Genomic DNA, 25,096 nt, shown 5'->3' on the forward strand with positions numbered 1-25,096 from the left:
CACGGGTTCCGCCTGCCTCGCCTGCCACGCGCGTCGCGCCTGCCTTCTGACGCGAGGGCCGCATGCCCTGGCTGAAGATCCTGCACATCGGCGCGGTGATCCTCTGGTGCGGCGCCTTGCTGTACCTGCCGTTGGCCACCGCCGCCGCCTCGGGCGCCGCCAACCGGCGACCCGCCGCGCTGGGCGATCCGCAGGACGAGATCCTGCGCGCCCTGTTCATCTGGGTGGCCACGCCGGCCGCGCTGCTGGCCATCGGCTCGGGCACGCTGATCTTCGTGGTTCAGGGCACGCTCGGGCTGTGGTTGCTGGCCAAGCTGGTGCTGGTCGGACTGCTGGCGCTGGGCCATGCCAGCTTCGGCCTGCTCATCCTGCGCGTGGAGCGCGGGCAGTCTGCGCAGCGCGCCGCGCTGCTCATCGGTGCGCTGCTGCTGCCGCTGCTGCTGGCCATCGCCTGGCTGGTGTTGCGCAAGCCCGGTCTGGACGGGACGCTGCCGTGAGGGCCGTGCCACGGGGCCTGGCGCCTGCGACCTCCCTGCCGGCGCACGCCGGGCGCCTCCGCGCCATCTCAGGTCATGTCGACCGCCACGCCCTTCTCGTACACCAGCCGCCCGCCGAGGTAGGCGGCCAGCGCGATGAAGCCCGCCGTGAACAGCGTGATGCCCGCGCCCCAGGGCCACAGCCACTGGGCCGGGTCCTCGGCACGCCAGCGCAGCGCCCAGTTGAGCGTGGCCAGCGACAGCATCATCACGGCCACGATGGCATGACCCCAGGCCGTGACCAGGCGGCGGATGCGCCTGACCGTCAGCAGGTCGATCAGGCCGGCCACGCTGGCGATCCAGCCGCCGGCCGCGCCCACGCCTGCCAGCCACAGGCCGGCCCGCGCCCAGAACGGGTCCTGCGTCCACCACCAGGCGCCGTCGGTGCCCACCAGGCCGATCAGCGCCGCCACCGGAAAGTGGATCAGCATGGGATGCAGCGGATGGCCCGCAATGGCCGCGCGGCTGCGGATGGGTTCGGGCATCACTTGGCCCGGGCTCGGAGGTGCGGCGCTCATCCGGCCATTGTGGGGCTGGGCCTGCTGCCGCTCCTCGGCGGATGCCGGGGGCCGCTGTCGGTCCTCGACCCGGCCGGGCCATCGGCCGGCGCCATCGCGCAGGTGTGGTGGTGGATGTTCGGCGTGGCGGCGGCGGTCTGGCTGCTGATGATGGTGCTGGGTGCGCTGGCCATGCGCACCGGTCGTGACCGCTGCGGTGGCAAGGGCGAATCGGCGGGTGTCGAAAAAGGGGGCGAACACCGCTCCGGCCAGGAGGCGCGCCGGGCCGAGGACGGCGCCCGTCAGCGTCGCATCGCGCGCCGCTGTCTGGTGGGCGGCGGTCTGCTGCTGCCGGGTGCCGCCATCACGGCGCTGCTGCTCTTCGGCTCGCCGGCCGGCTTCCATCAGCTGCCCTGGCCGGGCGCGGCGGCCGCACCGCTTCGGGTGGACGTGACCGGCCACCAGTGGTGGTGGGAGGTGCACTACCCCGATACCGGCCAGCGCCTGCGCAACGAGCTGCGCCTGCCCGCCGGCCGTGCGGTCGATGTGCACACCCGCAGCGCCGACGTGATTCACGGCTTCTGGGTGCCACGACTGGGCGGCAAGCTCGACGCCGTGCCGGGCCGTACGCTGGTCGTGCGGCTGCAGGCAGACCGGCCTGGCACCTACCGCGGCGTCTGCGCGGAGTTCTGCGGCGCCGGGCATGCGCACATGCCGATGGTGGTGCAGGCCATGCCGGCCGAGGCCTTCGATGCGTGGCTGAACGCGCCGCCCACTGCCGCCCTCACGCCACGGCCACCCGCCGTGGCCGCCGCCGTCGCGCAGGAGGCTGGCCGATGACCGATCGCGAGCAACCCACCAGCGAGGCCACCAACCAGCAGGCCGACGACGCCCTGCACCGCGCCCTGCACGAGACCTGGCGCAACCCGTCCGGCTGGCGCGTGCTGGCGGCGGTCAACCACAGCACCATCGCCCAGCGCTTCATGCTCACGGGTGGGGCCTTCTTCCTGATCGCGGGCGTGCTGGCCATGCTGATCCGCGCGCAGCTGGCCTTGCCGCAGCACGACTTCATGGGCGTGGAGGCCTACAACCAGGCCTTCACCATGCACGGCACGCTGATGATGTTCCTGTTCGCCGTGCCCATGCTGCAGGGCATCGCGGCCTACCTGCTGCCCAAGATGATCGGTGCCCGCGACCTGGTGTTCCCGCGCCTGTCTTCCTTCGGCTACTGGTGCTACCTGTTCGGCGGCGTGATCTTCACCAGCAGCCTGGCCTTCGAGCTGGCGCCCGATGCCGGCTGGTTCATGTACACGCCGCTGTCGAGCAACGTGTACTCGCCCGGCATCAACTCGGACTTCTGGCTCATCGGCATCACCTTCGTGGAGATTTCCACCATGGCGGCCGCCATCGAGCTGGCGGTGTCGGTGCTGCGCACCCGCTCGGCCGGCATGGCGCTGCAGCGCATGCCCATCTTCGCCTGGGCCATGCTGGTCACCTCGCTCATGATCGTGATCGGCTTTCCGCCGCTGATCCTCGGCTCGGTGCTGCTGGAGCTGGAGCGGGCGGCAGGCTGGGCCTTCTTCGACCCCACGCGCGGCGGCGATCCGCTCCTGTGGGCGCACCTCTTCTGGCTGTTCGGCCATCCGGAGGTCTACATCATCTTCCTGCCCGCCACGGGGCTGATCTCCACCATCGTGCCGGTCTTTGCCGGCCGGCCGCTGGTGGGCTACCGCTGGGTGGTGGCGTCGCTCATCGGCATCGGCTTCCTCAGCTTCGGGCTGTGGGTGCACCACATGTTCACGCTGGGCATCCCGGCGCTGGCGCAGGCCTTCTTCTCGGCGGCCAGCATGCTGGTGGGCATTCCGACGGCGGTGCAGATCTTCGCCTGGCTGGCCACGCTGTGGACCGGCCGACCGCGCTGGGAGGTGCCCATGCTGTGGATCGCCGCCTTCCTGGTGGTGTTCGTGGCCGGCGGCCTGACGGGCGTGATGCTGGCGCTGGTGCCCTTCAACTGGCAGGTGCACGACACGCATTTCGTGGTGGCGCACTTCCACTACGTGCTGGTGGGCGGCATGCTGTTCCCGCTGCTGGCGGGTCTGTACTACTGGCTGCCGCACATGAGCGGGCGCATGCCGTCGAAGCGGCTGTCGCGGGCGGGCTTCTGGCTCACCGTCATCGGCTTCAACGGCACCTTCCTGGTGATGCACTGGACGGGCCTGCTGGGCATGCCGCGGCGCGTCTACACCTACGAGCCGGGGCTGGGGTGGGACTGGCCCAACCTCATCTCCTCGGTGTTCGGCTTCGTCATGGCCTTCGGCGTCGTCACGGTGCTGCTGGACCTGGCGCTGCACTGGCGCCTGGGCCGGCGGGCCGAGGTCAACCCCTGGAAGGCCGACACGCTGGAATGGGCCACCGCCATGCCTGCGGAGGCCTACAACTTCGCCAGCCAGCCCGCGGTGCACACGCGCCATCCCCTGTGGGCGCGGCCCGGCCTGCCCGCCGAGATCGCCGCCGGCCGCCATGCGCTGGCCCGCGGCGTGGCGGCGCGCGAGACGCTGGGCAGCAGCCCGGTGGCGGCACGGCCCACCGAGCTCATCGTGCTGCCGGGCAACAGCTGGCTGCCCTTCCAGGCGGCGCTGCTGATCGCGCTGCTGTGCGTGATGCTGCTGCTCAAGGCCTATGTGCCGGCAGCGATCCTCGGTGCGGGCGCGGCGCTGGTGCTGCTGCGCTGGTCCTGGGTCAATGGCGACCATCCCGGCTATGGCGCGCCGCATGAGGAAGAAGACGCCGTCACCGAAGTCCACGGCGTGGTGCTGCGTCCGCACACCCATGGCTTCGACGGGCCGGGCCTGTGGGGCATGAAGTTCACGCTGCTGGCCGATGGGGCGTTCTTCAGTTCGCTGCTCTTCGGCTGGTTCTACCTGTGGACGGTGGCGCCGGGCTGGCAGGCCCCGGCGCGGCCGGTGCTGGGCCTGTGGCCGCTGCTGGCCGTGACCGTGCTGGCGGTGGCGGCGAGCGCATCGATGTGCAATGCGGTCGGTCGGCTGCGGCGGGGCGAGGGCGGCAGGCTCGCCCTGCGCCTGGCGTTGGCGGGCCTGCTGGCGCTGGGTGCCTCAGGCGGCCTGGCGCTGCTGGGTGCCACGCTCGAGCTGCGCCCGCGCCTGCAGGCGCATGACGCCATCGTCGCCGTCACGCTGCTCTACCTGGGCTTCCACACGCTGCTGGCCGGCGTGCTGGCGCTGATGCAGGCAGCGCGCGTGCGGGCAGGCCATGTGGGGCTGCGGCGGCCCTATGAGCCCGGGGTGGTGGCGGCCTTCTGCCACTACACGGCGGGGGCCTGTGCGGTCGCCTGGCTGGCCTTTGCGCTGGTGCCGCGGGGGTGGGCATGAAGGGCGGGCGCAGAGATGCGCCGGTGCGGGGTGTCGATGTGGCGGAGGCGAGGCCGCCTGCGGACAGTCGCGCTGCACGAGCGCCGTCGCCCCCTCTCCCCCGTCCCCTCTCCCGCGGGGGGAGAGGGGAGGAGGGCGGCCCTACCGGGGCGGCGCGGACGTGGCGCTGGCTGTCGCCCGACAGCCCCTGGCAACTGGCGCTGGGCTTCACGCTGTGGTCGCTCTGGTTCGTGGGGGTGTACGGCGGCGTGTCGGTGGCTTGCTCGGCCCGCTGGGCGGCCGATGCGCGCGGACCCTGGAACGGCGTCAACGGTGCGCTGATCGCGGGCACGCTGGCCACCGTCGTCCTGTTGCTGCTGGCCGCGCGCCGCTGCCTGTGCCATGCCCGCACACTGCGGGGGCTGGACCCGGCCGGCCCGCACCGCCCGGCACGGCCGGCGGATGCGGTGGGGCAGGCCGAGGCCGATGAGCCGCCCGCTGGCGAGGTGCCCGGGAGCGCCTTCGCCCAGCGCCGGGAACGTCGGCGCTTCATCGCCTTCATGGCGGCGCTGCTGCATGCGCTGGCGGCCGCGTCCACCGTCTTCGTGGCGCTGCCGCTGCTGCGGCTGCCGCCGTGTCTCTGACCGACTCCGAGGAATGCCACCATGCCCGTCGATCTGATCCGCCTGTGCACCCTCGGCGCCATGCCCGCGCTGCCGCCGGACTGGTGGGCCGCCTGGAGCCTGTCTCCGGCCATGCTGCTGCCGCTGCTGGCATTGGCCTTCCATGCCCTTCGGCCGACGGCGAGGGCGGGCCTGCCGGAGGGCAGCGCCCGCCGATGGCGCCTGGCTGGGCTGGCCCTGCTGGCGCTGGCGCTGCTGTCGCCCCTGTGCCGGCTGGCGGCCACCCTGGCGGGGGCGCACATGGCGCAGCTGATGGTGCTGGTGGCGGGCTGTGCGCTGCTGGCCCTCGGCTGGACGCCACCGCGCCACGACGCGCGCATGGCGCTGCCGCTGGCGGCGGCCCTGCACGGCGGCCTGCTGTGGCTGTGGCACCTGCCGGCCGTCTATGCGGCCACGCTGACCAGCGGCGCGGTGCACTGGGCCGCCACGGCGGCGCTGGTGGCGGCCTCCTTCGTCTTCTTCCACCGGGCCGTCCATGCTCCGGCGGACCGCCGCGGCGCCGCGCTGCTGGCCGTGCTGGCCACGCTGGCCCACACCGGGCTGCTGGGCGCACTGCTCACCTTCGCCGGCCAGCCGCTCTATGCGCTGCAGGCGCCTGGCGCGCGCGCCTGGGGCCTCGATCCGCTCACCGACCAGCAGATCGCCGGCCTGGTGATGTGGGTGCCCGGTGGCCTGGGCTACATGGCCCTGGCACTGGGGCTGGCGCTGCACTGGGCGGCGCAGGGCGATCACGACCGGCGCCAGCGCCGCAGGGCAGGGCCGGAGGGCCTCGCCTCGGCGGACTCCGTGGCCTCCGCCAGCTGACGCCGCTTGCCCCTTCCGCGGCAGCGGCCGGCCGCTGCCCCGTAGACTCGCCGCCCAATTGAGGAGCCAAATCCAATGACCGTGACCCCCGAGGGCCTGCTCGACGCGCTCAAGAGCGTCCAGGACCCGAACACCGGCCAGTCCTTCGTGGCGGCCAAGGCCGTGCGCAATCTGCAGATCGACGGTGGCGACGTCGCCTTCGACCTGGTGCTGGGCTATCCGGCCCGCAGCCAGCATCCGGCGCTGCGCAAGGCGCTGGTCGCTGCGGCCCGCACCGTGCCCGGCGTCGAGAACGTGTCGGTCAACGTGCTGACCGAGATCACCGCCCATGCCGTGCAGCGCGGCGTGCAGCTGCTGCCGGGCGTGAAGAACATCGTGGCCGTGGCCTCGGGCAAGGGCGGCGTGGGCAAGAGCACCACGGCCGCCAACCTGGCCCTGGCGCTGGCCGCCGAGGGCGCGCGGGTCGGCCTGCTCGACGCCGACATCTACGGCCCCAGCCAGCCCATGATGATGGGTGTGAGCGGCCGGCCCACCAGCCCCGACGACAAGACCATGGACCCGCTGGAAGGCCATGGCGTGCAGCTGATGTCCATCGGCTTCCTGGTCGACCCCGACCAGGCCATGATCTGGCGCGGCCCCATGGCCACCCAGGCGCTGGACCAGCTGCTGCGCCAGACCAACTGGAAGGACATCGACTACCTCGTGGTCGACATGCCGCCCGGCACCGGCGACATCCAGCTCAGCCTGAGCCAGCGCGTGCCCATCACCGGCGCGGTGATCGTCACCACGCCGCAGGACATCGCCCTGCTCGACGCCCGCAAGGGCATCACCATGTTCGAGAAGGTGGGCGTGCCCATCCTCGGCATCGTGGAGAACATGGCGGTGCACGTGTGCACGAACTGCGGCCATGTGGAGCACATCTTTGGCCACGAGGGCGGCAAGAAGATGGCGGCCGAGCGCAACATGGCCTACCTGGGCGCGCTGCCCCTGGCCATGACCATCCGCGAGCAGGCCGACGGCGGCAAGCCCACCGTGGTGGCCGATCCCGACGGCGAGATCGCCGGCCTGTACAAGGCCGTGGCCCGCCAGGTGGCCATGGGCATCGCGGGCAAGGCCAAGGACTTCTCGTCCAAGTTTCCGACCATCACGGTGAGCAAGAACACCTGATCGGCCTTCCGGGCGGCCGGCCACGCGCCGCCCGGTCCTTGCAAATTGATCGGCGGCCGATCCATTTGCAAGGAAGCCCGGCGATCATCGGCAGTGGCTGACTTGCCTTGCCGCCCTGCCGACGCATGAACCTCCTCGCCTCCCTGCGCTACCTGGCCGCCCTGGCCGAGCACCGGCATTTCGGCCGGGCAGCGGCGGCCTGCCACATCACGCAGCCGGCGCTGTCCAATGCCATGCGCGCGCTGGAGGCCGAGTTCGGCGTGGCCATCGTGCGCCGCGGCCGGGCCTATGCGGGACTGACGCCCGAGGGCGAACAGGTGCTGGCCAGCGCCCACCGCATGCTGCACGAGCACGAGCGGCTGCAGCAGCAGTTGCGCAGCGAGGCCGGCCAGCCGCGAGGGCGCCTGCGCATGGCGGCCGTGCCCACGGCCATCCCGCTGCTCAGCCGCTTTGCAGCGCGACTGCGCGTGCGGCATCCGGGCATCGTGCCGACGGTGCTGTCGATGAGCTCGCTGGAGCTGGAGACCGGGCTGGACCACCTGGCCATCGACCTGGCTCTGGGCTACACCGGCCGGCAGGGCCCGGCGGCCAAGGCGCTGCAGACATGGCCGCAGATCGAGGAGCACTACTTCCTGCTGCGCACATCCCCCGAAAGCCTGACGCCCGCGGTGCTGCAGATGGGCGAGCCCATCGGCTGGGCCGAGGCGGCGGCGCTGCCGCTGTGCCTGCTCACGCCCGAGATGCACAACCGCGCCATCATCGACGCCGCCTTCACCGAGGCCGGTGCGGCGGGCGTGGCGCCGGCGGTCGAGACCAATTCGGTGCTCACGCTGGTGCTGGCGGTGCAGACCGGCGATGTGTGCGCGGTGCTGCCGGGGGCGATGGTCGATACGGTGCGCGGTCAGCCGGGTCTTCTGGCCCAGCCCCTGGTGTTGCCGACGGTGCGCACGCCGCTAGGCTTCATGGCGCCGGCGGCGGTGCGGCCGTCGCGGGCGCTGGAGGCGGCGCTGGTGCTGCTGCAGTCGCCCGAGTGGCTGGGCGAACTGCGGGCGCATGGCGGGGCGCTGGCGGCGTGAGGTCCGTAGGTCGTCTCGAAGGGAGTCGCCATGCCGCCGCCTGAAGCCGGGCTGCTGGAGGCGCTGCGGGCGCTGTGGGAGCTGCTGGTGATGGTGGGGCGCTTCTTTCTTTGGCTGTTCAACATCGGGCGCTGAGGGGTGCGGAAAGTGGTGCTGCTTGGTCGCCTCGCCTGCGTTCTGTGGCTTTCGATTTCTCCACGTGCCAATTGCGCTGGTTGCTGGTTGCTGGTTGGCTGGTCAACGGGTAACGGATTGAGGGATTGACGGATTGAAGGGTCGACGGATTGAAGGGTCGACGGATTGAAGGGACGGGCGAGAGGAAGGGACGCTAACCCGGCAGAGGGCGCCGGCATGCGCGCTCCCGGTGCACGCTCGCGCTGACCGGCTTGGTGCACGGGGCGGGTGCTCGCTCTCCACCGACGTGCTTGGGGCACTGCACGGCGCCGCGAATGGCACCTCCGCACGCACACCGGCACCCTCCGCCTGGACGGTGCGCCTGTACTGCCGGGGTCGGCCGCCGGCCCCGAAATCCGTTCGCCCTGAGCGTGTCGAAGGGCAGAGCGGCGCGCGGCGCAACGGCTCGGCCAACCTGTTCCGCCTCAGCGCGAGCTTCAGTGACGAGGCTTTGACAGGCTCAGCCCGAACGGTCTGGGGCTGACTGGTCCGCCTCGTCCCAGAACGTCAGGAACCCGGTACCAGGACCAGGACCAGGACCAGGACCCCGGGGACCCCTGAACTCAAGGATTCCACGGCCCTGACGGCCTCAAGACCCCACGACCTGAACAGGGGAGGGCTCGCGCGCAGCGTCGAGGCGGAGGATGACGGTGTGCGTGCGGAGGTGCCATTCGCGGCGCCGTGCAGTGCGGCAAGCACGTTGGTGGACAGCGAGCACCCGCCACGTGCAACAAGCCGGTCGGCGCGAGCGTGCACCGGGAGCGCGCATGCCGGCGTCCTCTGCCGGGTTAGGCCCCTGCCACTCGCGCGTCCGACCACGCCCACGCCCACGCCGCCACCAGCCACCAGCCACCAGCCACCAGCCACCAGCCACCAGCCACCAGCCACCAGCCACCAGCACCGACGCCGACGCCGACGCCGACGCCGACGCCGACGCCGACGCCATTCACCTCACACCCCCGGCCCATTCATTCCTTGAATCACCCCATGTCGCGAAGCAATTTGCGACCGCCCCCCCCGGCACGGACACTCGGCCCGAGACAACTCCAGCGTCACCGCCCGGCTGCCGCCCATCCGCCCTTGGCGCGGCGCCCGAGCGACCGGTGACCGCCCCACGATGGCCCAGACCCCCACACCGCCCAGCGGCCCCGCACGCGTTCGCAGCGAACGCGTGCTCGCCACCCCCGACGAACTGCGCGACCGACTGCGCCAGCTGGGCCGCGCCCCCGCCGAAGCCGCCGATCCGCGCCTGGCCACGGTCCGCGAGATCGTCGCGCGCCATGCCCTGCAGCGTGGCGGCCTGCTGCCCGCCCTCCACGACGTGCAGGACGCGCTGGGCTTCGTGCCGGCCGAGGTCGTGGGCGAGATCGCGCTGGGCTTCAACCTCTCGCGCGCCGAGGTGCACGGCGTCATCAGCTACTACCACCACTTCCGCAGCGAACCCGCCGGTCGGCATGTGCTGGAGGTCTGCCGCGCCGAGGCCTGCCAGGCCATGGGCGCCGAGGCCCTCTGGCAGCATGCCTGCGAGGGCCTGGGCCTGCCCGAGGCCGGCGGCACGCGGCCCGACGGCAGCATGACGCTGCAGCCCGTCTACTGCCTGGGCCTGTGCGCCCAGTCGCCGGCCGCCATGCTCGATGGCCGTCCCCATGCGCGGCTCTCGCCAGAGCGGCTGGACCGCGTGATCGGCGCCTGCATGGCGACGGAGGTGACGGCATGAACCCCACCACCCTCTACGTGCCGCGCGACAGCGCCGCCCTCGCCGTCGGCGCCGACGAGGTGGCCGCCGCCATCGAGCGCGAGGCCGCAGCCCGCGGCCAGCCGGTGCGCATCGTGCGCAATGGCTCGCGCGGCATGCTCTGGCTCGAAACCCTGGTCGAGGTGCAGACGCCGCAGGGCCGCATGGGCTACGGCCCCGTAGCGCCCGAAGACGTGCCGAAGCTGTTCGAAGCCGGCTGGCTGCAGGGCGGCGTGCACGCGCTCTCGCTGGGCGTGGTCGACGAACTGCCCTGGCTGAAGCGCCAGCAGCGCCTGACCTTCGCCCGCGTGGGCCTCACCGACCCGCTGTCGCTGGCCGACTACGAGGCCCACGGCGGCCTGCTGGGCCTGCGCCGTGCGCTCGCCATGCCCGCCACCGAGGTGGTGCAGCAGGTGACCGATTCGGGCCTGCGCGGACGCGGCGGCGCGGCCTTTCCGGCCGGCATCAAGTGGAGGACGGTGGCCTCGGCCGTCGCCAGCCACAAGTACGTGGTCTGCAATGCCGACGAGGGCGACTCCGGCACCTTCTCCGACCGCATGGTCATGGAGGGCGACCCCTTCGTGCTGGTCGAGGGCATGGCCATCGCCGGCATCAGCACCGGCGCCACGCGCGGCTACATCTACGTGCGCTCCGAATACCCCTTCGCCGTGCGCACGCTGCGCGAGGCGGTGGACATCGCCCGCACCGCCGGCATCCTCGGGCCCGACGTGCTGGGCAGCGGCCGCGCCTTCGACATCGAGGTGCGCATGGCCGCCGGCGCCTACGTCTGCGGCGAAGAGACGGCCCTGCTCGAAAGCCTGGAAGGCAAGCGTGGCATCGTGCGCGCCAAGCCGCCGATCCCCGCGCTGGCGGGCCTGTTCGGTCAGCCCACGGTGATCAACAACGTCATCACCTTCGCCTCGGTGCCCATCATCCTGGCGCGCGGCGCGGCCTTCTACCGCGACTATGGCGTCGGCCGCTCGCACGGCACGCTGCCGATCCAGATCGCGGGCAATGTGCGTCGCGGCGGGCTGGTGGAGCTGGCCTTCGGCGTCACGCTGCGCGAGCTGCTCGTCGACTGGGGCGGCGGCACCGCCTCGGGCCGGCCGGTGAAGGCGGTGCAGGTGGGTGGTCCGCTGGGTGCCTACGTGCCCGAGTCCCGGTGGGACGTGCCGCTGGACTACGAGGCCTACGCCGCCATGGGCGCCGTGGTGGGTCACGGCGGCATCGTGGTGCACGACGACACGGCCGACCTGTCGCGGCTGGCGCGCTACGCCATGGAATTCTGCGCGATCGAATCCTGCGGCAAGTGCACGCCCTGCCGCATCGGCTCCACGCGCGGCGTCGAGGTGATCGACCGCATCACGGCGCGCGCGGGCACGGCCAAGGAAGAGCAGGTCGAGCTGCTGCGCGACCTGTGCGACACCATGCTGGCCGGCTCGCTCTGCGCCATGGGCGGCATGACGCCGTACCCGGTGCTGTCCGCGCTCGACCATTACCCCGAAGACTTCGGGCTGCAGCCGGCCGCCGCCGCGCAGGCCACTGCTGGCGCCGTCGCCTGACGCGCCACCTCCGCACGAAGAACGAACGAGACCCGCAAGGAGCCCCCGATGCTCGACCACCTCAAGACCACCGACCACGGCACGCCGCTGCGCGAGTCCACGCAGGAAGTCACGCTGGAGATCGACGGCCAGTGCGTCACCGTGCCGCAGGGCACCTCGCTGATGCGTGCCGCCGTCGATGCCGGCGTGCAGGTGCCCAAGCTGTGCGCCACCGACAGCCTGGAGCCCTTCGGCTCCTGCCGGCTGTGCCTGGTCGAGATCGAGGGGCGCAAGGGCTACCCGGCTTCGTGCACCACGCCGGCCGAGGCGGGCATGAAGGTCCGCACCCAGAGCCCGAAGCTGCAGAAGCTGCGCAAGGGCGTGATGGAGCTCTACATCTCCGACCATCCGCTCGACTGCCTCACCTGCTCGGCCAATGGCAACTGCGAGCTGCAGGACATGGCGGGTGTCACCGGCCTGCGCAACGTGCGCTACGGTTTCGACGGGGCCAACCACCTGAAGGCGGCCAAGGACGAATCCAACCCCTACTTCAGCTACGACCCGTCCAAGTGCATCGTCTGCAACCGCTGCGTGCGCGCCTGCGAGGAGACGCAGGGCACCTTCGCGCTCACCATCAGCGGCCGCGGCTTCGACTCGCGCGTCTCGCCGGGGCAGGACCAGCCCTTCATGGAAAGCGAATGCGTGAGCTGCGGCGCCTGCGTCGAGGCCTGCCCCACGGCCACGCTGCAGGAGAAGTCGGTCATCGAGCTGGGCCAGCCCGAGCACAGCGTGATCACCACCTGCGCCTACTGCGGTGTGGGCTGCTCTTTCAAAGCGGAAATGAAGGGCACGCAGGTCGTGCGCATGGTGCCGTGGAAGGACGGCAAGGCCAACGAAGGCCACAGCTGCGTCAAGGGCCGCTTCGCCTGGGGTTACGCGACGCACCAGGACCGCATCACGACGCCCATGATCCGCGCGAAGATCACCGATCCGTGGCGTGAGGTGAGCTGGGAAGAGGCCATCGCCCATGCGGCCTCGGAGTTCCGCCGCATCCAGGCCCAGCATGGGCAGGACTCCATCGGCGGAATCACCTCCAGCCGCTGCACCAACGAAGAGACGTACCTGGTGCAGAAGCTCATCCGCGCGGCCTTCGGCAACAACAACGTCGACACCTGTGCGCGGGTGTGCCATTCGCCCACCGGCTACGGCCTGGGCCAGACCTTCGGCACCTCGGCCGGCACGCAGACCTTCAAGTCGGTCGAGAAGAGCGACGTGATCCTGGTGATCGGCGCCAACCCGGCGGCGGCGCATCCGGTGTTCGCCTCGCGCATGAAGAAGCGCATCCGCCAGGGCGCGCGCCTGATCGTCATCGACCCGCGCGAGACCGAGATGGTCCGCGGCCCGCACCTGCAGGCCGACTTCCATCTGGCGCTCAAGCCCGGCACCAACGTGGCGGTGATCAGCGCGCTGGCGCATGTGATCGTCACCGAGGGCCTGCTGGCCGAGGACTACATCGCCGAGCGCTGCGACGAGAAGTCCTTCCGGGCGTGGAAAGATTTCGTGGCGCGCCCGGACAACTCGCCCGAGGCCATGGAGGCCGTCACCGGCGTGCCCGCCGCCGTGGTGCGCGGCGCCGCGCGCCTCTATGCCACCGGCAATGCCGAGGGCGTGAAGACGGGCCAGCCCGTCAACAGCGCCATCTACTACGGCCTGGGCGTGACCGAGCATGCGCAGGGCTCGACCATGGTGATGGGCATCGCCAACCTGGCCATGGCCTGCGGCATGGTCGGCCGCGAGGGCGTGGGCGTGAACCCGCTGCGTGGCCAGAACAACGTGCAGGGCAGCTGCGACATGGGCAGCTTTCCGCACGAGCTGCCGGGCTACCGCCACATCAGCGACACCACCACCCGCAGCCAGTTCGAGGCCGCCTGGGGCGTGGAACTGAGCCCCGAGCCGGGCCTGCGCATTCCCAATATGTTCGACGCCGCGCTGGGCGGCAGCTTCAAGGGCCTGTACTGCGAGGGCGAGGACATCGTGCAGTCCGACCCCAACACCCAGCATGTGGCCGCGGCGCTCTCGGCCATGGAATGCATCGTGGTGCAGGACATCTTCCTGAACGAGACGGCCAAGTACGCCCATGTGTTCCTGCCCGGCTCCTCCTTCCTGGAGAAGGACGGCACCTTCACCAACGCCGAGCGCCGCATCTCGCGCGTGCGCAAGGTCATGCCGCCGCTGGCCACGTATGCGGATTGGGAGGTGACGCAGCTGCTGGCCAATGCGCTGGGCTACCCGATGCGCTACACGCATCCGCGCGAGATCATGGCCGAGATCGCGGCGCTGACGCCCTCCTTCGCCGGCGTCAGCTACGACAAGCTGGACCGGCACGGCAGCCTGCAGTGGCCCTGCAACGACAGCACGCCCGAGATCGGCACGCCGATCATGCACATCGACAAGTTCGTGCGCGGCAAGGGCCGCTTCATCGTCACGCAGTACGTGGCCACGGACGAGAAGGTCACGCCGCGCTTCCCGCTGCTGCTGACCACCGGCCGCATCCTGTCGCAGTACAACGTGGGCGCGCAGACGCGGCGCACGCCCAACAACCAGTGGCACAGCGAGGACCGGCTGGAGATCCATCCGCACGACGCCGAGGAACGCGGCATCCACGACGGCGATTGGGTGGGCATCAGCAGCCGCGCCGGCGAGACCGTGCTGCGCGCCACCGTCACCGAGCGCATCCAGCCCGGCGTGGTCTACACCACCTTCCACTTCCCGGAGTCGGGGGCCAACGTCATCACCACCGACAGCTCCGACTGGGCCACCAACTGCCCCGAATACAAGGTGACGGCGGTGCAGGTCGCGCCCGTGCTGCAGCCGCAGCAGCGCTCGGCCTGGCAGCGCGACTACGCCCGCTTCAATGCCGAGCAGATCGCCCACCTGGAGGCCGCCACCGATGGACGCTGACAACTTGGTGCGCATGGCCAACCGCATCGGCGACTTCTTCGCCGCGCAGCCCGACCGCGAGGAGGCGCTGGCGGGCATCGCCGAGCACCTGAAGAAGTTCTGGGCGCCGCGCATGCGGGGCGACTTCCTGGCGGCGCTGGATGCCGGCGCGCCCGCCTTGCATCCCCTGGTGCGCGAGGCCGTGACGGCGCATCGCGCGCAGCTCGCACCGGTGGCCCGGGTTCAGGGTTAACCCCGGACGCGTGCGATCATCGAACGCTCAGGTGCGTTCAGCGAACAGTTGCGCACGGGCGACGTTGTAGGCGCAGGCCGCGTCTTCTTAAAGTCGCGGCCGTTTCGGCCACTTTGGGCCGACCCTCGACCTTCTTCGTCCCAAGCTCTGCCGCCATGCGCCGTTCCATCGCCACCGTTTCCCTTAGCGGCACGCTGCGCCAGAAGCTGGAGGCTGTGGCGGCGGCCGGATTCGATGGCGTGGAGCTGTTCGAGCCCGACTTCACGCACTTCCCCGGCTCGGCCGCGGACCTGGGCCGCATGGCCGCCGACCTGGGCCTGACGATCGACCTGTTCCAGCCCTTCCGCGACTTCGAGGCGATGCCGCCCGAGGCCTTCGCCCGCAGCCTGGACCGGGCCGAGCGCAAGTTCGACCTCATGCAGGCCATGGGCGTGCCGCTGATGCTGTGCTGCTCCAACACCTCGCCGCTGTGCGTGGACGCACCGGCGCTGGCCGCCGAACAGCTGCGCGCGCTGGCCGACCGCGCCGCGCGCCGCGGCCTGCGCGTGGGTTTCGAGGCCCTTGCCTGGGGCCGCCACACCTCGCTCTACGGCCAGGCCTGGGACATCGTGCGCCGCGCCGACCATCCGGCGCTGGGCCTGATCCTGGACAGCTTCCACACGCTCTCCCTGCGCGACGACCCGGCCGGCATCGCCGCCATCCCGGGCGACAGGATCTTCTTCCTGCAGATGGCCGACGCGCCGCTGATGAGCCTGGACGTGCTGCAGTGGGCGCGCCATCACCGCTCCTTTCCCGGCCAGGGCGACTTCGACGTCGTGGGCTTCTACGAGCAGGTGCTGCTGGCCGGCTACAGCGGCCCGCTGTCGCTGGAGATCTTCAACGATGTGTTCCGCGAGACGCCCAACCGCCGCACCGCGGTGGACGCGATGCGCTCGCTGCTGTACCTGGAAAGCCAGGTGCGCGAACGCCTGGCAGCCCGCGCCGCGGCGTCCGAGCCCGACGCCCGCGCTGCCTCGGCCCTGACGCTGCGCGGCCTGGCCGAGCCGCCGGCCGCGCCGGCCTTCGCGGGCGTTGCCTTCATCGAATTCGCAGCCGACGAGGCCACTGCGCCGCAGCTCGACGTGCAACTGCGCCAGTTGGGCTTCCGCCGCGCGGGCCGCCACCGGTCCAAGGCGGCCACGCTGTACCGGCAAGGCGACATCGCCATGATCGTCAATGCCGAGCCGGCTTCCTTCGCGCGCAGCCGCTTCGAGCTTCACGGGCCTTCGGTCTGCGCCCTCGGACTGCGCGCCGCGCAGCCGCAGGCCGCGCAGGACCGCGCCGTCGCCCTCTGCTCGCAGCGCCATCGCAGCCCGCTCGGGCCGGGTGAGGTGGAGGTGCCGGCCATCGTCTCGCCCGGCGGCAACCTGATGCATTTCGTCGACGCGGCGCTCGGCACCGACGGTCTGTTCGCCGCCGACTTCGTGCTGGACGAGGGGCAGGCGCCCGATGCCGGCCTGCAGCACGTGGACCACGTGGCCCTGGGCCTGAACCTGGACCAGTACGACACCTGGACGCTGTTCACCCGCGCCGTGCTGGGCCTGTCGCTGGCAGAGAGCCAGGAGCTGGCCGATCCCTTCGGCCTGGTGCGCAGCCGCGCTGCGGCCGATGCCGACCGCAGCCTGAGGCTGGTGCTCAATGCCTCGCTCAGCCGGCGCACGCTCACCGCCCGCGCGGTGAATCGACGCGGCGACGGCGGCGTGCACCACATCGCCTTCGCCTGCGAGGACATCTTCGATACGGTGGCCCGGTTGCGCGCGCGCGGCGTCGCCTTCCTGCCGATCTCGCCCAACTACTACGACGACCTGCCCACGCGCTTCGATCTCGACCCGGCATTGCTGGCGCGCATGCGCGAGGCCGGCGTGCTGTTCGACCGCTCCACGCAGGGCGACTTCCTGCACATCTACACGCGCGCCGCGGACGAAGGCCTGTTCTTCGAAGTCGTGCAGCGCATCGGCGCCTACGACGGCTATGGCGCCGCCAACAGCGCCGCCCGCATGGCGGCCCAGGCCCAGGCCTGAGTCAGCCGTCGCCTCTTACCCTCATCCGTTCCACAACCACACGCCACACCACAGCGGAGACCTCGCACCATGTCCACCTCTTCCCACGCGAACGAGCCCGAAGGCCGGCGCCAGTCCAAGAAGGCCGCTGCCAGCGGCTGGATCGGCTCGGCGCTGGAGTACTACGACTTCTTCATCTACGCCACGGCCGCCTCGCTGATCTTTCCCCAGATCTTCTTCCCCAAGGGCGATCCGGCCATCGCCATCATTGCCTCGCTGGCCACCTACGGCGTGGGCTACGTGGCGCGTCCCATCGGCGCCTTCGTGCTGGGCCACATGGGCGACACCCGCGGACGCAAGCAGGTGCTGGTGCTGTGCATGTTCCTGATGGGCTTCTCGACCATCGCCGTGGGCCTGCTGCCCACCTACGACCAGATCGGTCTGTGGGCGCCTGCGCTGCTGGTGCTGTGCCGCCTGGTGCAGGGCTTCGCCGTCGCCGGTGAGATCTCGGGGGCCAGCTCCATGATCCTGGAGCACGCGCCCTTCGGCCGCCGCGGCTTCTTCGCCAGCTTCACGCTGCAGGGCGTGCAGGCCGGCCAGATCCTGGCCGCTGCCGTCTTCCTGCCGCTGGCGCACTACATGCCCACCGACCAGTTCAACAGCTGGGGCTGGCGCGTGCCCTTCATCCTGAGCTTCATCGTCATCATCATCGGCTGGATCATCCGCCGCGAGGTGGACGAGACGCCCGCCTTCACCCAGGAAGGCGCCGCCAAGCCGCGCTCGCCCGTGACCGAGGCCTTCAAGCACCACGCCCCCGACATGCTGCGCGTGGTGCTGATGTCGCTGATGAACGTGATCCCGGTCGTGGCCACCATCTTCGGCGCCGCCTATGCGGTGCAGCCGGCCTACGGCATCGGCTTCCACAAGGACGTGTACCTGTGGATCCCCGTGCTGGGCAACATCCTGGCCGTGCTGGTGATCCCGCTGGTGGGCAACCTGTCGGACAAGATCGGCCGCCGCCCGCCCATGATCGTGGGCTCGGTGCTGGCCGGCCTGCTGGCCTTCGGCTACCTGTATGCCATCAGCATCGGCAGCGTGCCGCTGGCCATCTGCATGTCGCTGCTGATGTGGGGCATCGTGTACCAGGGCTACAACGCCGTGTTCCCCAGCTTCTACCCGGAGCTGTTCCCCACCCGCACCCGCGTGTCGGCCATGGCCATCTCGCAGAACGTGGGCACCGCCATCACCGCCATGCTGCCGGCCGTCTTCGCCGCCGTGGCGCCCCCCGGCTCCACCAACATCTGGCTGACCGTGGGCGCGCTGGCCTTCGGCATCACCGTGATCTCGGCCGTGGCCTGCTACACGGCCCGCGAGACGTACCGGCTGGCGATGAACGACCTGGGCAAGCCCGAAGCGGCCCCGGTGCCCGAAGGCGAATACATGCGCCTGCGCGACGAGGCGCTGGCCCAGGCGGCACGCGCCTGATCCGCGCCAAGCCCCCGGCGGCGGTGCGGCGGGTGGATCCTTCCACCACGCCGGCCGTCCCGGCTGGGCACAATCCCGAGGCCGTGGTGCTGCAAGCGCCATGGCCTTTTTTCATGGGCGTGACGCGTGCCGACAGGGCGGCGACGCCTGCCCGCCGTGGCGTCATCCGTCCGCCTCGGTCATCGCGCCAACGACCGCCCGCCTGCTTATCCCCGCCATGTCCGACACCGCCACCGAACCGCTGCTGCCTTCCCTCGTGCGCCTGCCCGTACGCGTGCAGGGCGAGGCCGGGCTGCCGCCCGAAGGCGCGGCGCGCGAGGACGTCCTGGCGGCCGAGGTGCCGGTGGCGCTGGTCTTCAATGGCATTTCGCATGCGGTGATGATGGCCACGCCGCAGGACATCGAGGACTTCGCCCTGGGCTTCGCGCTGAGCGAAGGCATCCTCGACACGGCCGCGGACTGCCGCGGCATCGAGGCCGAGGCCATCGACGCGGCAGCTGCAGGTCTGCCCGAGGGCATGCCCGGCATCGAGGTGCGGCTGGAGATCTCCACGCGCGCCTTCGAGCGCCTGAAGGGCCGCCGTCGCAGCCTGGCGGGGCGCACCGGCTGCGGCGTGTGCGGCGTCGAGAGCTTCGCCGCGCTGGACCTCACGCCTGTGCCGCTGCCCCCGCCCGACTGGCTGCCGCAGGTGGATCTGGCCACCGTGCTGCGCGGCTTCGCGCAGATGCCGCCGCGCCAGTGCCTCAACGCCGAGGCCGGCGCCATCCATGCCGCCGCCTGGGCCGCGGTGGGCGGTACGGTGAGCGACGTGCTGGAGGACGTCGGGCGGCACAACGCGCTCGACAAGCTCATCGGCCGCCTGGCCCGCGAAGGCCGGCTGGGCACGCCGGGCTTCGTGCTGCTGTCCAGCCGCGGCAGCCACGAGTTGGTGCGCAAGTGCGCGCGGGTGGGCATCGCGGCGATGGCCACCATCTCGGCGCCGACGGCGATGGGCGTGCAGATGGCCAAGGCCAGCGGTGTGCGACTGTGGGGACTGTGCCGCGCGCCGCGCGGGGTGCTGTATGCGCTTTGAGGTGGGCCGACATCGGATCGATATGGGCAGGAAGACCGACTCGGATAGGGCGGCGATTGAAGTTCAACGCTCTAACTGAACCTATCGAAGTTTTGCGGCTCTTTCCTCACCATGGACCGTCTAGCGCCGTCTCGTCGCCGCCGTCTGATGCAGGCGGTGAGAACAAAGAACACCGAACCGGAGCGCGCAGTGCGCTCTTTACTCCACGGTATGGGCTACCGTTTCCGGCTCCATCGCCGCGATTTGCCCGGCACACCCGATATTGTGTTGCCTGGTCGACGCTGTGCCATCTTCGTGCATGGGTGTTACTGGCATGCCCATGGTTGCCGCATCGGTCAGCCACCAAAGAGTGCTCTCGACTACTGGACGCCGAAGTTGGCGGCTAATCGGGCACGCGATGCTCGAAAGCAGGCCGAGCTTGCGGAGGCCGGTTGGAGAGTGACCGTTGTTTGGCAATGCGAGCTTCGGGACACGTCGACATTGGTCGAGCGGCTCGAGAAATTCCTCGGCCCGTCAGCAACAAAACGATCGACAACGTCCCGTTGAATGGCTTACGCTTGCAGCTCGTTGCTCGACCCTTTCCTATCCCCCCAAAAGTACAAGAACATGCCACGTCCCATAGGGATCGACCTGTTTGCCGGAGCCGGCGGCCTCAGTCTCGGATTCGAGTCGGCCGGTTTCGACATCGCTGCAGCTGTGGAGATCGATCCTATCCACTGTGCTGCGCACAAGTTCAACTTCCCCCACACAGCCACGATCTGCAAGAGCGTTGTGGATGTCAGCGGCGCTGAGATTCGTATGCGAGCGGGCCTGGGGCGCCAGGACATCGACGTCGTGTTTGGCGGCGCGCCCTGTCAGGGCTTCTCTCTCATCGGCAAGCGGGCCATGGATGACCCACGCAATCAGTTGGTGCATCACTTTGTGCGCATCGTTGCTGAGCTGCGCCCGAAATTTTTCGTCTTCGAGAACGTCAAGGGGCTCACGGTGGGGGCCCACCGCAAGTTTCTTCAAGAAATCATCGACGCGTTCCAAGCCTGCGACTACCAAATCCAACTTCCCTATCGGGTGCTTAACGCCAAGGACTTCGGAGTTCCGCAATCGCGCCAACGCTTGTTTCTGATCGGCGCTCGCAAGGGGGAGCAACTGCCCGTTTATCCGGAAGCGATCGGGCGGAGCGTCACGGTCCACGATGCGATAGGCGATCTTCCGGATGCCCAGCTTTTCCCCGAGCTTTATGCGCGCGACTGGGTTAAGGCAAAGTTCGGCCGCCCGTCTGCGTATGCCGCAGCGCTTCGTGGCAAGGCTCCTGCGGCTTCGGATTTTTCGTACGAGCGAGAGTTCGACCGAGCACTGCTGACGTCCAGCACTTTGACCGTTCACACGGAACTATCCAAACAACGCTTCATGGCGACGCCGAATGGCGAGACCGAACCGGTCAGTCGATTTTTGAAACTCCACCCCGATGGCGTCTGCAACACCCTGCGTGCCGGAACGGCCGGTGACCGGGGGGCATTTACGTCGCCGCGCCCCATTCATCCTTGGAGTCCCCGCGTCATCACCGTCCGCGAAGCGGCGCGCTTGCATTCCTATCCCGACTGGTTTCGATTCCACGCTACCAAGTGGCATGGCTTTCGACAGATCGGCAATTCGGTGCCACCGCTGCTGGGACGCGCCGTGGCTGCACAGTTGATGGTGGCTCTGAACGCTGTGCCGGAAAAGCCTAGTAGCTGCGTTGCAATGGGCGATCCCGCGCTCCTGACCGTCTCCATGTCCGACGCTGCGCAAATGTTCGGTGTCCGGGACGATGTCATCGCCAGGCGGCGTCGGCCCAATAAGGGTTCCGAGGGGCAACTGCCGCTCGATTTGATCCCAACCGAAGCAGCGACGAAGTACGCATGAGCAGCAATAGTCCAAGCGCCGAAAAGGCGATTGCACCGAATCGCTATCACGCACTGATCGAAAAGGTGTTCGTTGAGCGGTACTCGGACGGTATGCGCGAGATCGACTTCCGGCGAGAAGACTTGAAGGCCGCGGCGACATCGCTCGGACTGGTGCTGCCCGAGAATCTCGGCGATGTCATCTATGCGATGCGTTTTCGCGTACCCATGCCGACTGCTGTGATCCGAACACAACCGCCGGGCTATGAATGGTTGATCGAACTTGCAGGGCGGGCACAGTACAAGTTCCGGTTGCGCAAGGCGAACAGGATCGTCCCTAACGTCAATTTGGCGCGTATTCGCATACCCGATAACACGCCGGAGATGATTGCTGCCTATGCGCTGGACGATGAGCAGGCGCTGCTCGCTAAGGTGCGCTACAACCGCTTGCTCGACATCTTTCTCGGATTGACCACTTTCTCGTTGCAGAACCATCTGCGCACCACCGTCAAGGGTGTGGGGCAGATCGAGATCGACGAGATGTATGTCGGCATCGACAAGCACGGCTGTCACTACGTGATCCCCGTCCAGGCCAAGGGTGGCAGCGACCAGATTTCGGTGGTGCAGACATCCCAGGACATTCGGTGTTGCGCCGAGAAGTATGCGGGCCTCCGCTGCCGGCCTGTATCCGCGCAATTCGTCTCCAGCGACCAGATCGCGCTCTTCGAACTGACGGTCGAGGACGACGAGGTACGCGTCGTTGAAGAGCGGCACTACAAGCTGGTGCCGGCATCCGAGCTCGATAAGTCGGAAATTACGGCATACAGGTAGTGACGAGTGACGAGGACGCAGCGCGACGTCTCTGCCTACGCGCGAGCACAGCGCTGCGGCTGATTTAAACGCCGTTCCGAACAGCGCTATTTCAGCGCCAGCACCGCCTCGGCCGCGGCGTCGATGTCCTGCGCACCCAGCGCCGCCACCTCCACCGGCCGCCGCGTGGCCCAGGCATGGAAGTGCCGCGCCTGCGAGCGCTCGTAGTGCGGGTCGTAGTGCAAGGCCATCAGCTCGCCGAAGAGCAGCGGCAACGCGCCCTCGCGGGCCCACTGCTGCCAGCGCTGCACCGTCTCCTTGCCCTGCATCTCCTTGAGCGCGCCCAGGCGCTCGGCCAGGGCCTCGCGGTCGTCGCCCAGGTAGGCATAGTCGGTGAGCAGATAGGCGAGGCGCGCCTCGGGCGTGGCGCGGATCTCGATGCAGTCGGCCGCACGCATGCGCTCCACCAGTGGCTGCGGCACGGAAAGACGGCCGATGCGCGGGCTTTCGCCTTCCACGTACAGCGGGCGTGAGGGATCGCAGGCTTCGAGCGCGGCGGCGATGCGGGTCTCGAACTGCTTCTGCGACGGCTGTGGCACACCCGGCCAGGCGCCCAGCAGCGAGCCCTTGTGGCAGGCCGCGGCCTCCAGGTCCAGCACCTGGGCGCCGCGTTTGGCCAGGGCCTCCAGCACGCGGGTCTTGGCGCTGCCGGTGGCACCGACGATCACGCGCAGCTGCATCGCCGGCACCAGCTGGTCGATCTGCGTGACAACGTGCTTGCGGAAGGACTTGTAGCCGCCGGCCAGCTGCTGCGCGTCCCAGCCCACCAGGCGCATCCACTGCACCATGGAGCCGCTGCGCAGGCCGCCGCGCCAGCAGTAGACCAGCGGCCGCCACTTGATCGGCCGTTCGGCCATGACCGGGCTCTGCAGGTGCCGCGCCAGATTGGCCGCCACCATCGCGCCGCCCACGCGGCGGGCCTCGAAGGCGCCCTGCTGGTGGTAGAGCGTGCCGACGATGCGGCGCTCCTCGTCGTCGAGCACTGGGCAGTTGATGGCGCCGGGAATGTGGTCCAGCGCGAATTCGGAGGGGGAGCGTGCGTCGATGACGGTGTCGAAGGCGTGGCGGTCTTCCGGGCGGACGGGACGGGGCTGGCTCATGGGGCGCGATTGTCGGCGGGCGTCTCAGTGCTGCGGCGCCAAGGGGGATCGGCCATGAGCCGGTCCCGCCAGCGTTGGTCTGGACGGCTGCCGGCGCAGCGCGGCCGTCGTCACTTCAGGCGCCCCAGCGCCGCCGCACCCAGCCGCTGGCGCCATCCACCCCCGCCACCAGCGCGAACATGCCCAGCAGCACCGTCATCGATTGCGCCTGCTGGAAGATCGACAGGTGGAAGTACAGCATCTGCCCCAACCCGCCGCCGCCCACGAAGCCGAGCACGGCGGCCATGCGGATGTTCATCTCCCAGCGGTAGAGGCTGTAGGCCAGCCACTGCGGGGCCACCAGCGGCAGGCTGGCGTAGCCGAAGGCGGCGATGCGGCCGGCGCCGGCCTCGCGCAGGGCGCGTTCGGGCGCGGGCGGCGCGTTCTCCAGCGCCTCGGCAAAGAGCCGGCCCAGCACGCCGGTGGTGTGCAGCGACAGCGCCAGCGCCCCGGCGAAGGGACCGATGCCGGCGGCCAGCACCATCAGCGCCGCCCACACCAGCTCGGGGACGCTGCGCAGCAGGTTGAGCACGAAGCGCGCGGCCTGCTGCAGCGGCCAGCCTGCGCGACCGGATGCCGGCAGCGCCAGCACGGCGCCGGCGACCATGGCCAGCACGGTGCCCAGGGCCGACACGGCCAGGGTCTGGAGCGCGCCATGGGCCGTGCGCGTCAGGAAGTCGGGCGACAGGTCGGGCGGGAAGAACTCGGCCACGAAGCGGCCCATGTGGCCCATCGATTCGGCCGAGACCAGCGCCGACATGTCCAGCCCCAGCCAGGCGAAGCTGGCGACGATGGCGGCCAGCACGGCAGCGAGCACGCCGCGGCAACGCCAGCAGGGCGCGGGGCGCGGGGGCAGGGTCTTGGCGACATTGCCGTTCATGCCAGCAGCCTCCGCAACCCATTCGACAGCGCATCCGCGAGCAGCACCAGCGCCAGGAAGACCAGCAGGATGCTGCAGGCCTCGCCGCCGTTGAGCATCTTCATCGACTGGTCCATCAGCTGGCCCAGGCCGCCGGCGCCGACGAAACCCATGACCACCGAGGCGCGCACCGCGCATTCCCAGCGGTAGACGGTGTACGAGGCCAGCTCCTGCGCCGCGTTGGGCAGCAGGCCGTAGGCCAGGGCGGCGATGCGGCTGCTGCCCGATTCGAGCAGCGCCTGGGCCGGCCGGTTGTCCACCGACTCCAGGATCTCGGCATACACCTTGCCCAGCATGCCGCCGTAGGTGACGGCCAGGGCCAGCACGCCGGCCGCCGGGCCCAGGCCCATCGCACGCACGAAGAGCAGCGCCCAGACGATCTCGGGAATGGCGCGCAGGCCCATCAGCAGCAGCCGCGCCGTGCGGCGCACGATGCCACCGCGCAGCCGGCCCGGACCGGGGCCGAGGCGCGACACCGACAGCGCCCGCGTGGCAGCGAAGGCCAGCGGCACCGCGATCACAAAGGCCAGCGTGGTGCCGGCCGTGGCCATGGCCAGCGTCTCCAGGGTGGCGCGGCCGAGCAGGGCCAAGAAGTCGGGGGCCAGCGAGGGCGGCCAGAAGGCGGCGAGGAAGCCGCCGATCACGGCCAGGTTGCCGCTGGTCAGCAACTGCCAGGGCTGGAACTCGGACAGCTGCAGCACCGGCCAGGCGATGGCGAGGGCCGCCAGTGCGCCGACCAGGCGGCGGCGTGCAGCCGGGTCGCGCAGCGGTGGTGCGGCAACGAGGGGCGCCGAGGCCGGCGTGGCGGCAGTGATCGTGCGGCTCGTCATCGGCAGCCTGACACAGACAGAGCAGGCCCTGACGTCATCGGCAGGCCGGCGGTAGAAAAACGGAGGTCGGCGTCATTGCAGAGTGAGCGCC

General features: G+C 70.2%; 21 protein-coding genes. 17 read left to right on the forward strand and 4 right to left on the reverse strand.

Annotated features, from left to right (window positions below; all coding sequences use genetic code 11):
• The first annotated feature begins 62 nt into the window (after nt 1-62).
• Nucleotides 63-497: a CopD family protein gene (locus tag ACT54X_RS11075; protein WP_476346491.1), complete on the forward strand. Its 435-nt coding sequence runs from the start codon at nt 63-65 to the stop codon at nt 495-497.
• A gap of 68 nt (nt 498-565) precedes the next feature.
• On the opposite strand, the gene ACT54X_RS11080 is transcribed toward ACT54X_RS11075, so the two are convergent.
• Nucleotides 566-1,021, reverse strand: coding sequence for a DUF2231 domain-containing protein (locus ACT54X_RS11080; RefSeq protein ID WP_017759332.1), 456 nt, complete (start codon nt 1,019-1,021; stop codon nt 566-568).
• A gap of 42 nt (nt 1,022-1,063) precedes the next feature.
• On the opposite strand from ACT54X_RS11080, the gene coxB reads away from it, so the two are divergent.
• From coxB to ACT54X_RS11160, 16 genes are all read left to right on the forward strand, one after another.
• The gene (gene coxB / locus ACT54X_RS11085; RefSeq protein ID WP_476346494.1) at nt 1,064-1,873 is read left to right on the forward strand and encodes a cytochrome c oxidase subunit II; all 810 of its coding nucleotides are present in this window, start codon (nt 1,064-1,066) and stop codon (nt 1,871-1,873) included.
• Complete coding sequence (gene ctaD / locus ACT54X_RS11090; protein WP_476346496.1) at nt 1,870-4,422, forward strand: cytochrome c oxidase subunit I; 2,553 nt, start codon at nt 1,870-1,872, stop codon at nt 4,420-4,422. The genes coxB and ctaD overlap by 4 nt, the downstream gene beginning before the upstream one ends.
• A gap of 230 nt (nt 4,423-4,652) precedes the next feature.
• Nucleotides 4,653-5,045, forward strand: a complete 393-nt coding sequence (locus tag ACT54X_RS11095) for a hypothetical protein (RefSeq protein ID WP_476346498.1) — start codon at nt 4,653-4,655, stop codon at nt 5,043-5,045.
• Nucleotides 5,046-5,066: 21 nt separating this feature from the next.
• The gene (locus ACT54X_RS11100) at nt 5,067-5,888 is read left to right on the forward strand and encodes a cytochrome c oxidase assembly protein (protein ID WP_476346499.1); all 822 of its coding nucleotides are present in this window, start codon (nt 5,067-5,069) and stop codon (nt 5,886-5,888) included.
• Between the two features lie 75 nt (nt 5,889-5,963).
• On the forward strand, nt 5,964-7,055 hold the full coding sequence (apbC, locus tag ACT54X_RS11105) for an iron-sulfur cluster carrier protein ApbC (RefSeq protein ID WP_076511462.1): 1,092 nt from the start codon (nt 5,964-5,966) through the stop codon (nt 7,053-7,055).
• Nucleotides 7,056-7,180: 125 nt separating this feature from the next.
• Nucleotides 7,181-8,131, forward strand: a complete 951-nt coding sequence (locus ACT54X_RS11110) for a LysR family transcriptional regulator (RefSeq protein ID WP_476346501.1) — start codon at nt 7,181-7,183, stop codon at nt 8,129-8,131.
• Nucleotides 8,132-9,422: 1,291 nt separating this feature from the next.
• Nucleotides 9,423-10,022: a formate dehydrogenase subunit gamma gene (locus ACT54X_RS11115; RefSeq protein WP_294378352.1), complete on the forward strand. Its 600-nt coding sequence runs from the start codon at nt 9,423-9,425 to the stop codon at nt 10,020-10,022.
• Nucleotides 10,019-11,602, forward strand: coding sequence for a formate dehydrogenase beta subunit (locus ACT54X_RS11120; protein ID WP_476346503.1), 1,584 nt, complete (start codon nt 10,019-10,021; stop codon nt 11,600-11,602). The genes ACT54X_RS11115 and ACT54X_RS11120 overlap by 4 nt, the downstream gene beginning before the upstream one ends.
• Before the next feature lie 48 nt (nt 11,603-11,650).
• Entirely contained in the window at nt 11,651-14,542 is a 2,892-nt protein-coding gene (fdhF, locus tag ACT54X_RS11125) for a formate dehydrogenase subunit alpha (protein ID WP_476346505.1), read from the forward strand.
• Nucleotides 14,532-14,774: a formate dehydrogenase subunit delta gene (locus ACT54X_RS11130; protein WP_354322033.1), complete on the forward strand. Its 243-nt coding sequence runs from the start codon at nt 14,532-14,534 to the stop codon at nt 14,772-14,774. The genes fdhF and ACT54X_RS11130 overlap by 11 nt, the downstream gene beginning before the upstream one ends.
• Before the next feature lie 155 nt (nt 14,775-14,929).
• Entirely contained in the window at nt 14,930-16,834 is a 1,905-nt protein-coding gene (locus tag ACT54X_RS11135; RefSeq protein WP_476346507.1) for a bifunctional sugar phosphate isomerase/epimerase/4-hydroxyphenylpyruvate dioxygenase family protein, read from the forward strand.
• 69 nt (nt 16,835-16,903) lie between these two features.
• Nucleotides 16,904-18,298: an MFS transporter gene (locus ACT54X_RS11140; RefSeq protein WP_294378366.1), complete on the forward strand. Its 1,395-nt coding sequence runs from the start codon at nt 16,904-16,906 to the stop codon at nt 18,296-18,298.
• A gap of 217 nt (nt 18,299-18,515) precedes the next feature.
• Nucleotides 18,516-19,370: a formate dehydrogenase accessory sulfurtransferase FdhD gene (gene fdhD / locus ACT54X_RS11145; protein WP_476346510.1), complete on the forward strand. Its 855-nt coding sequence runs from the start codon at nt 18,516-18,518 to the stop codon at nt 19,368-19,370.
• Between the two features lie 111 nt (nt 19,371-19,481).
• Nucleotides 19,482-19,916, forward strand: coding sequence for a very short patch repair endonuclease (locus ACT54X_RS11150; RefSeq protein ID WP_476346512.1), 435 nt, complete (start codon nt 19,482-19,484; stop codon nt 19,914-19,916).
• A 60-nt stretch (nt 19,917-19,976) separates the two neighbouring features.
• Complete coding sequence (locus ACT54X_RS11155) at nt 19,977-21,269, forward strand: DNA cytosine methyltransferase (protein ID WP_476346514.1); 1,293 nt, start codon at nt 19,977-19,979, stop codon at nt 21,267-21,269.
• The gene (locus ACT54X_RS11160) at nt 21,266-22,078 is read left to right on the forward strand and encodes a hypothetical protein (protein ID WP_476346515.1); all 813 of its coding nucleotides are present in this window, start codon (nt 21,266-21,268) and stop codon (nt 22,076-22,078) included. Before ACT54X_RS11155 ends, ACT54X_RS11160 begins: the two co-directional genes overlap by 4 nt.
• A gap of 86 nt (nt 22,079-22,164) precedes the next feature.
• Here ACT54X_RS11160 and mnmH read toward each other — a convergent pair whose 3' ends face one another.
• The 3 genes from mnmH to ACT54X_RS11175 form a co-directional block, all read right to left on the reverse strand.
• Nucleotides 22,165-23,217, reverse strand: a complete 1,053-nt coding sequence (mnmH, locus tag ACT54X_RS11165) for a tRNA 2-selenouridine(34) synthase MnmH (RefSeq protein ID WP_476346517.1) — start codon at nt 23,215-23,217, stop codon at nt 22,165-22,167.
• Nucleotides 23,218-23,332: 115 nt separating this feature from the next.
• On the reverse strand, nt 23,333-24,136 hold the full coding sequence (phnE, locus tag ACT54X_RS11170; RefSeq protein ID WP_476346518.1) for a phosphonate ABC transporter, permease protein PhnE: 804 nt from the start codon (nt 24,134-24,136) through the stop codon (nt 23,333-23,335).
• Nucleotides 24,133-25,005 carry a PhnE/PtxC family ABC transporter permease gene (locus tag ACT54X_RS11175; RefSeq protein WP_476346520.1) on the reverse strand — a complete coding sequence of 291 codons (873 nt, stop codon included), beginning with the start codon at nt 25,003-25,005 and terminating at the stop codon, nt 24,133-24,135. Before ACT54X_RS11175 ends, phnE begins: the two co-directional genes overlap by 4 nt.
• Nucleotides 25,006-25,096 lie beyond the last annotated feature (91 nt).

This window comes from Pseudacidovorax sp. DMC4 (assembly GCF_056314265.1).

Excerpts from the sequence above, each read along its gene's own strand:
- ACT54X_RS11075 (WP_476346491.1), top strand. The coding sequence starts at position 63 with ATGCCCTGGCTGAAGATCCTGCACATCGGCGCGGTGATCCTCTGGTGC.
- ACT54X_RS11080 (WP_017759332.1), bottom strand. The coding sequence starts at position 1,021 with ATGCCCGAACCCATCCGCAGCCGCGCGGCCATTGCGGGCCATCCGCTG.
- ctaD (WP_476346496.1), top strand. The coding sequence starts at position 1,870 with ATGACCGATCGCGAGCAACCCACCAGCGAGGCCACCAACCAGCAGGCC.
- ACT54X_RS11100 (WP_476346499.1), top strand. The coding sequence starts at position 5,067 with ATGCCCGTCGATCTGATCCGCCTGTGCACCCTCGGCGCCATGCCCGCG.
- apbC (WP_076511462.1), top strand. The coding sequence starts at position 5,964 with ATGACCGTGACCCCCGAGGGCCTGCTCGACGCGCTCAAGAGCGTCCAG.
- ACT54X_RS11110 (WP_476346501.1), top strand. The coding sequence starts at position 7,181 with ATGAACCTCCTCGCCTCCCTGCGCTACCTGGCCGCCCTGGCCGAGCAC.
- ACT54X_RS11115 (WP_294378352.1), top strand. The coding sequence starts at position 9,423 with ATGGCCCAGACCCCCACACCGCCCAGCGGCCCCGCACGCGTTCGCAGC.
- ACT54X_RS11120 (WP_476346503.1), top strand. The coding sequence starts at position 10,019 with ATGAACCCCACCACCCTCTACGTGCCGCGCGACAGCGCCGCCCTCGCC.
- fdhF (WP_476346505.1), top strand. The coding sequence starts at position 11,651 with ATGCTCGACCACCTCAAGACCACCGACCACGGCACGCCGCTGCGCGAG.
- ACT54X_RS11130 (WP_354322033.1), top strand. The coding sequence starts at position 14,532 with ATGGACGCTGACAACTTGGTGCGCATGGCCAACCGCATCGGCGACTTC.
- ACT54X_RS11135 (WP_476346507.1), top strand. The coding sequence starts at position 14,930 with ATGCGCCGTTCCATCGCCACCGTTTCCCTTAGCGGCACGCTGCGCCAG.
- ACT54X_RS11140 (WP_294378366.1), top strand. The coding sequence starts at position 16,904 with ATGTCCACCTCTTCCCACGCGAACGAGCCCGAAGGCCGGCGCCAGTCC.
- fdhD (WP_476346510.1), top strand. The coding sequence starts at position 18,516 with ATGTCCGACACCGCCACCGAACCGCTGCTGCCTTCCCTCGTGCGCCTG.
- ACT54X_RS11150 (WP_476346512.1), top strand. The coding sequence starts at position 19,482 with ATGGACCGTCTAGCGCCGTCTCGTCGCCGCCGTCTGATGCAGGCGGTG.
- ACT54X_RS11155 (WP_476346514.1), top strand. The coding sequence starts at position 19,977 with ATGCCACGTCCCATAGGGATCGACCTGTTTGCCGGAGCCGGCGGCCTC.
- ACT54X_RS11160 (WP_476346515.1), top strand. The coding sequence starts at position 21,266 with ATGAGCAGCAATAGTCCAAGCGCCGAAAAGGCGATTGCACCGAATCGC.
- mnmH (WP_476346517.1), bottom strand. The coding sequence starts at position 23,217 with ATGAGCCAGCCCCGTCCCGTCCGCCCGGAAGACCGCCACGCCTTCGAC.
- phnE (WP_476346518.1), bottom strand. The coding sequence starts at position 24,136 with ATGAACGGCAATGTCGCCAAGACCCTGCCCCCGCGCCCCGCGCCCTGC.
- ACT54X_RS11175 (WP_476346520.1), bottom strand. The coding sequence starts at position 25,005 with ATGACGAGCCGCACGATCACTGCCGCCACGCCGGCCTCGGCGCCCCTC.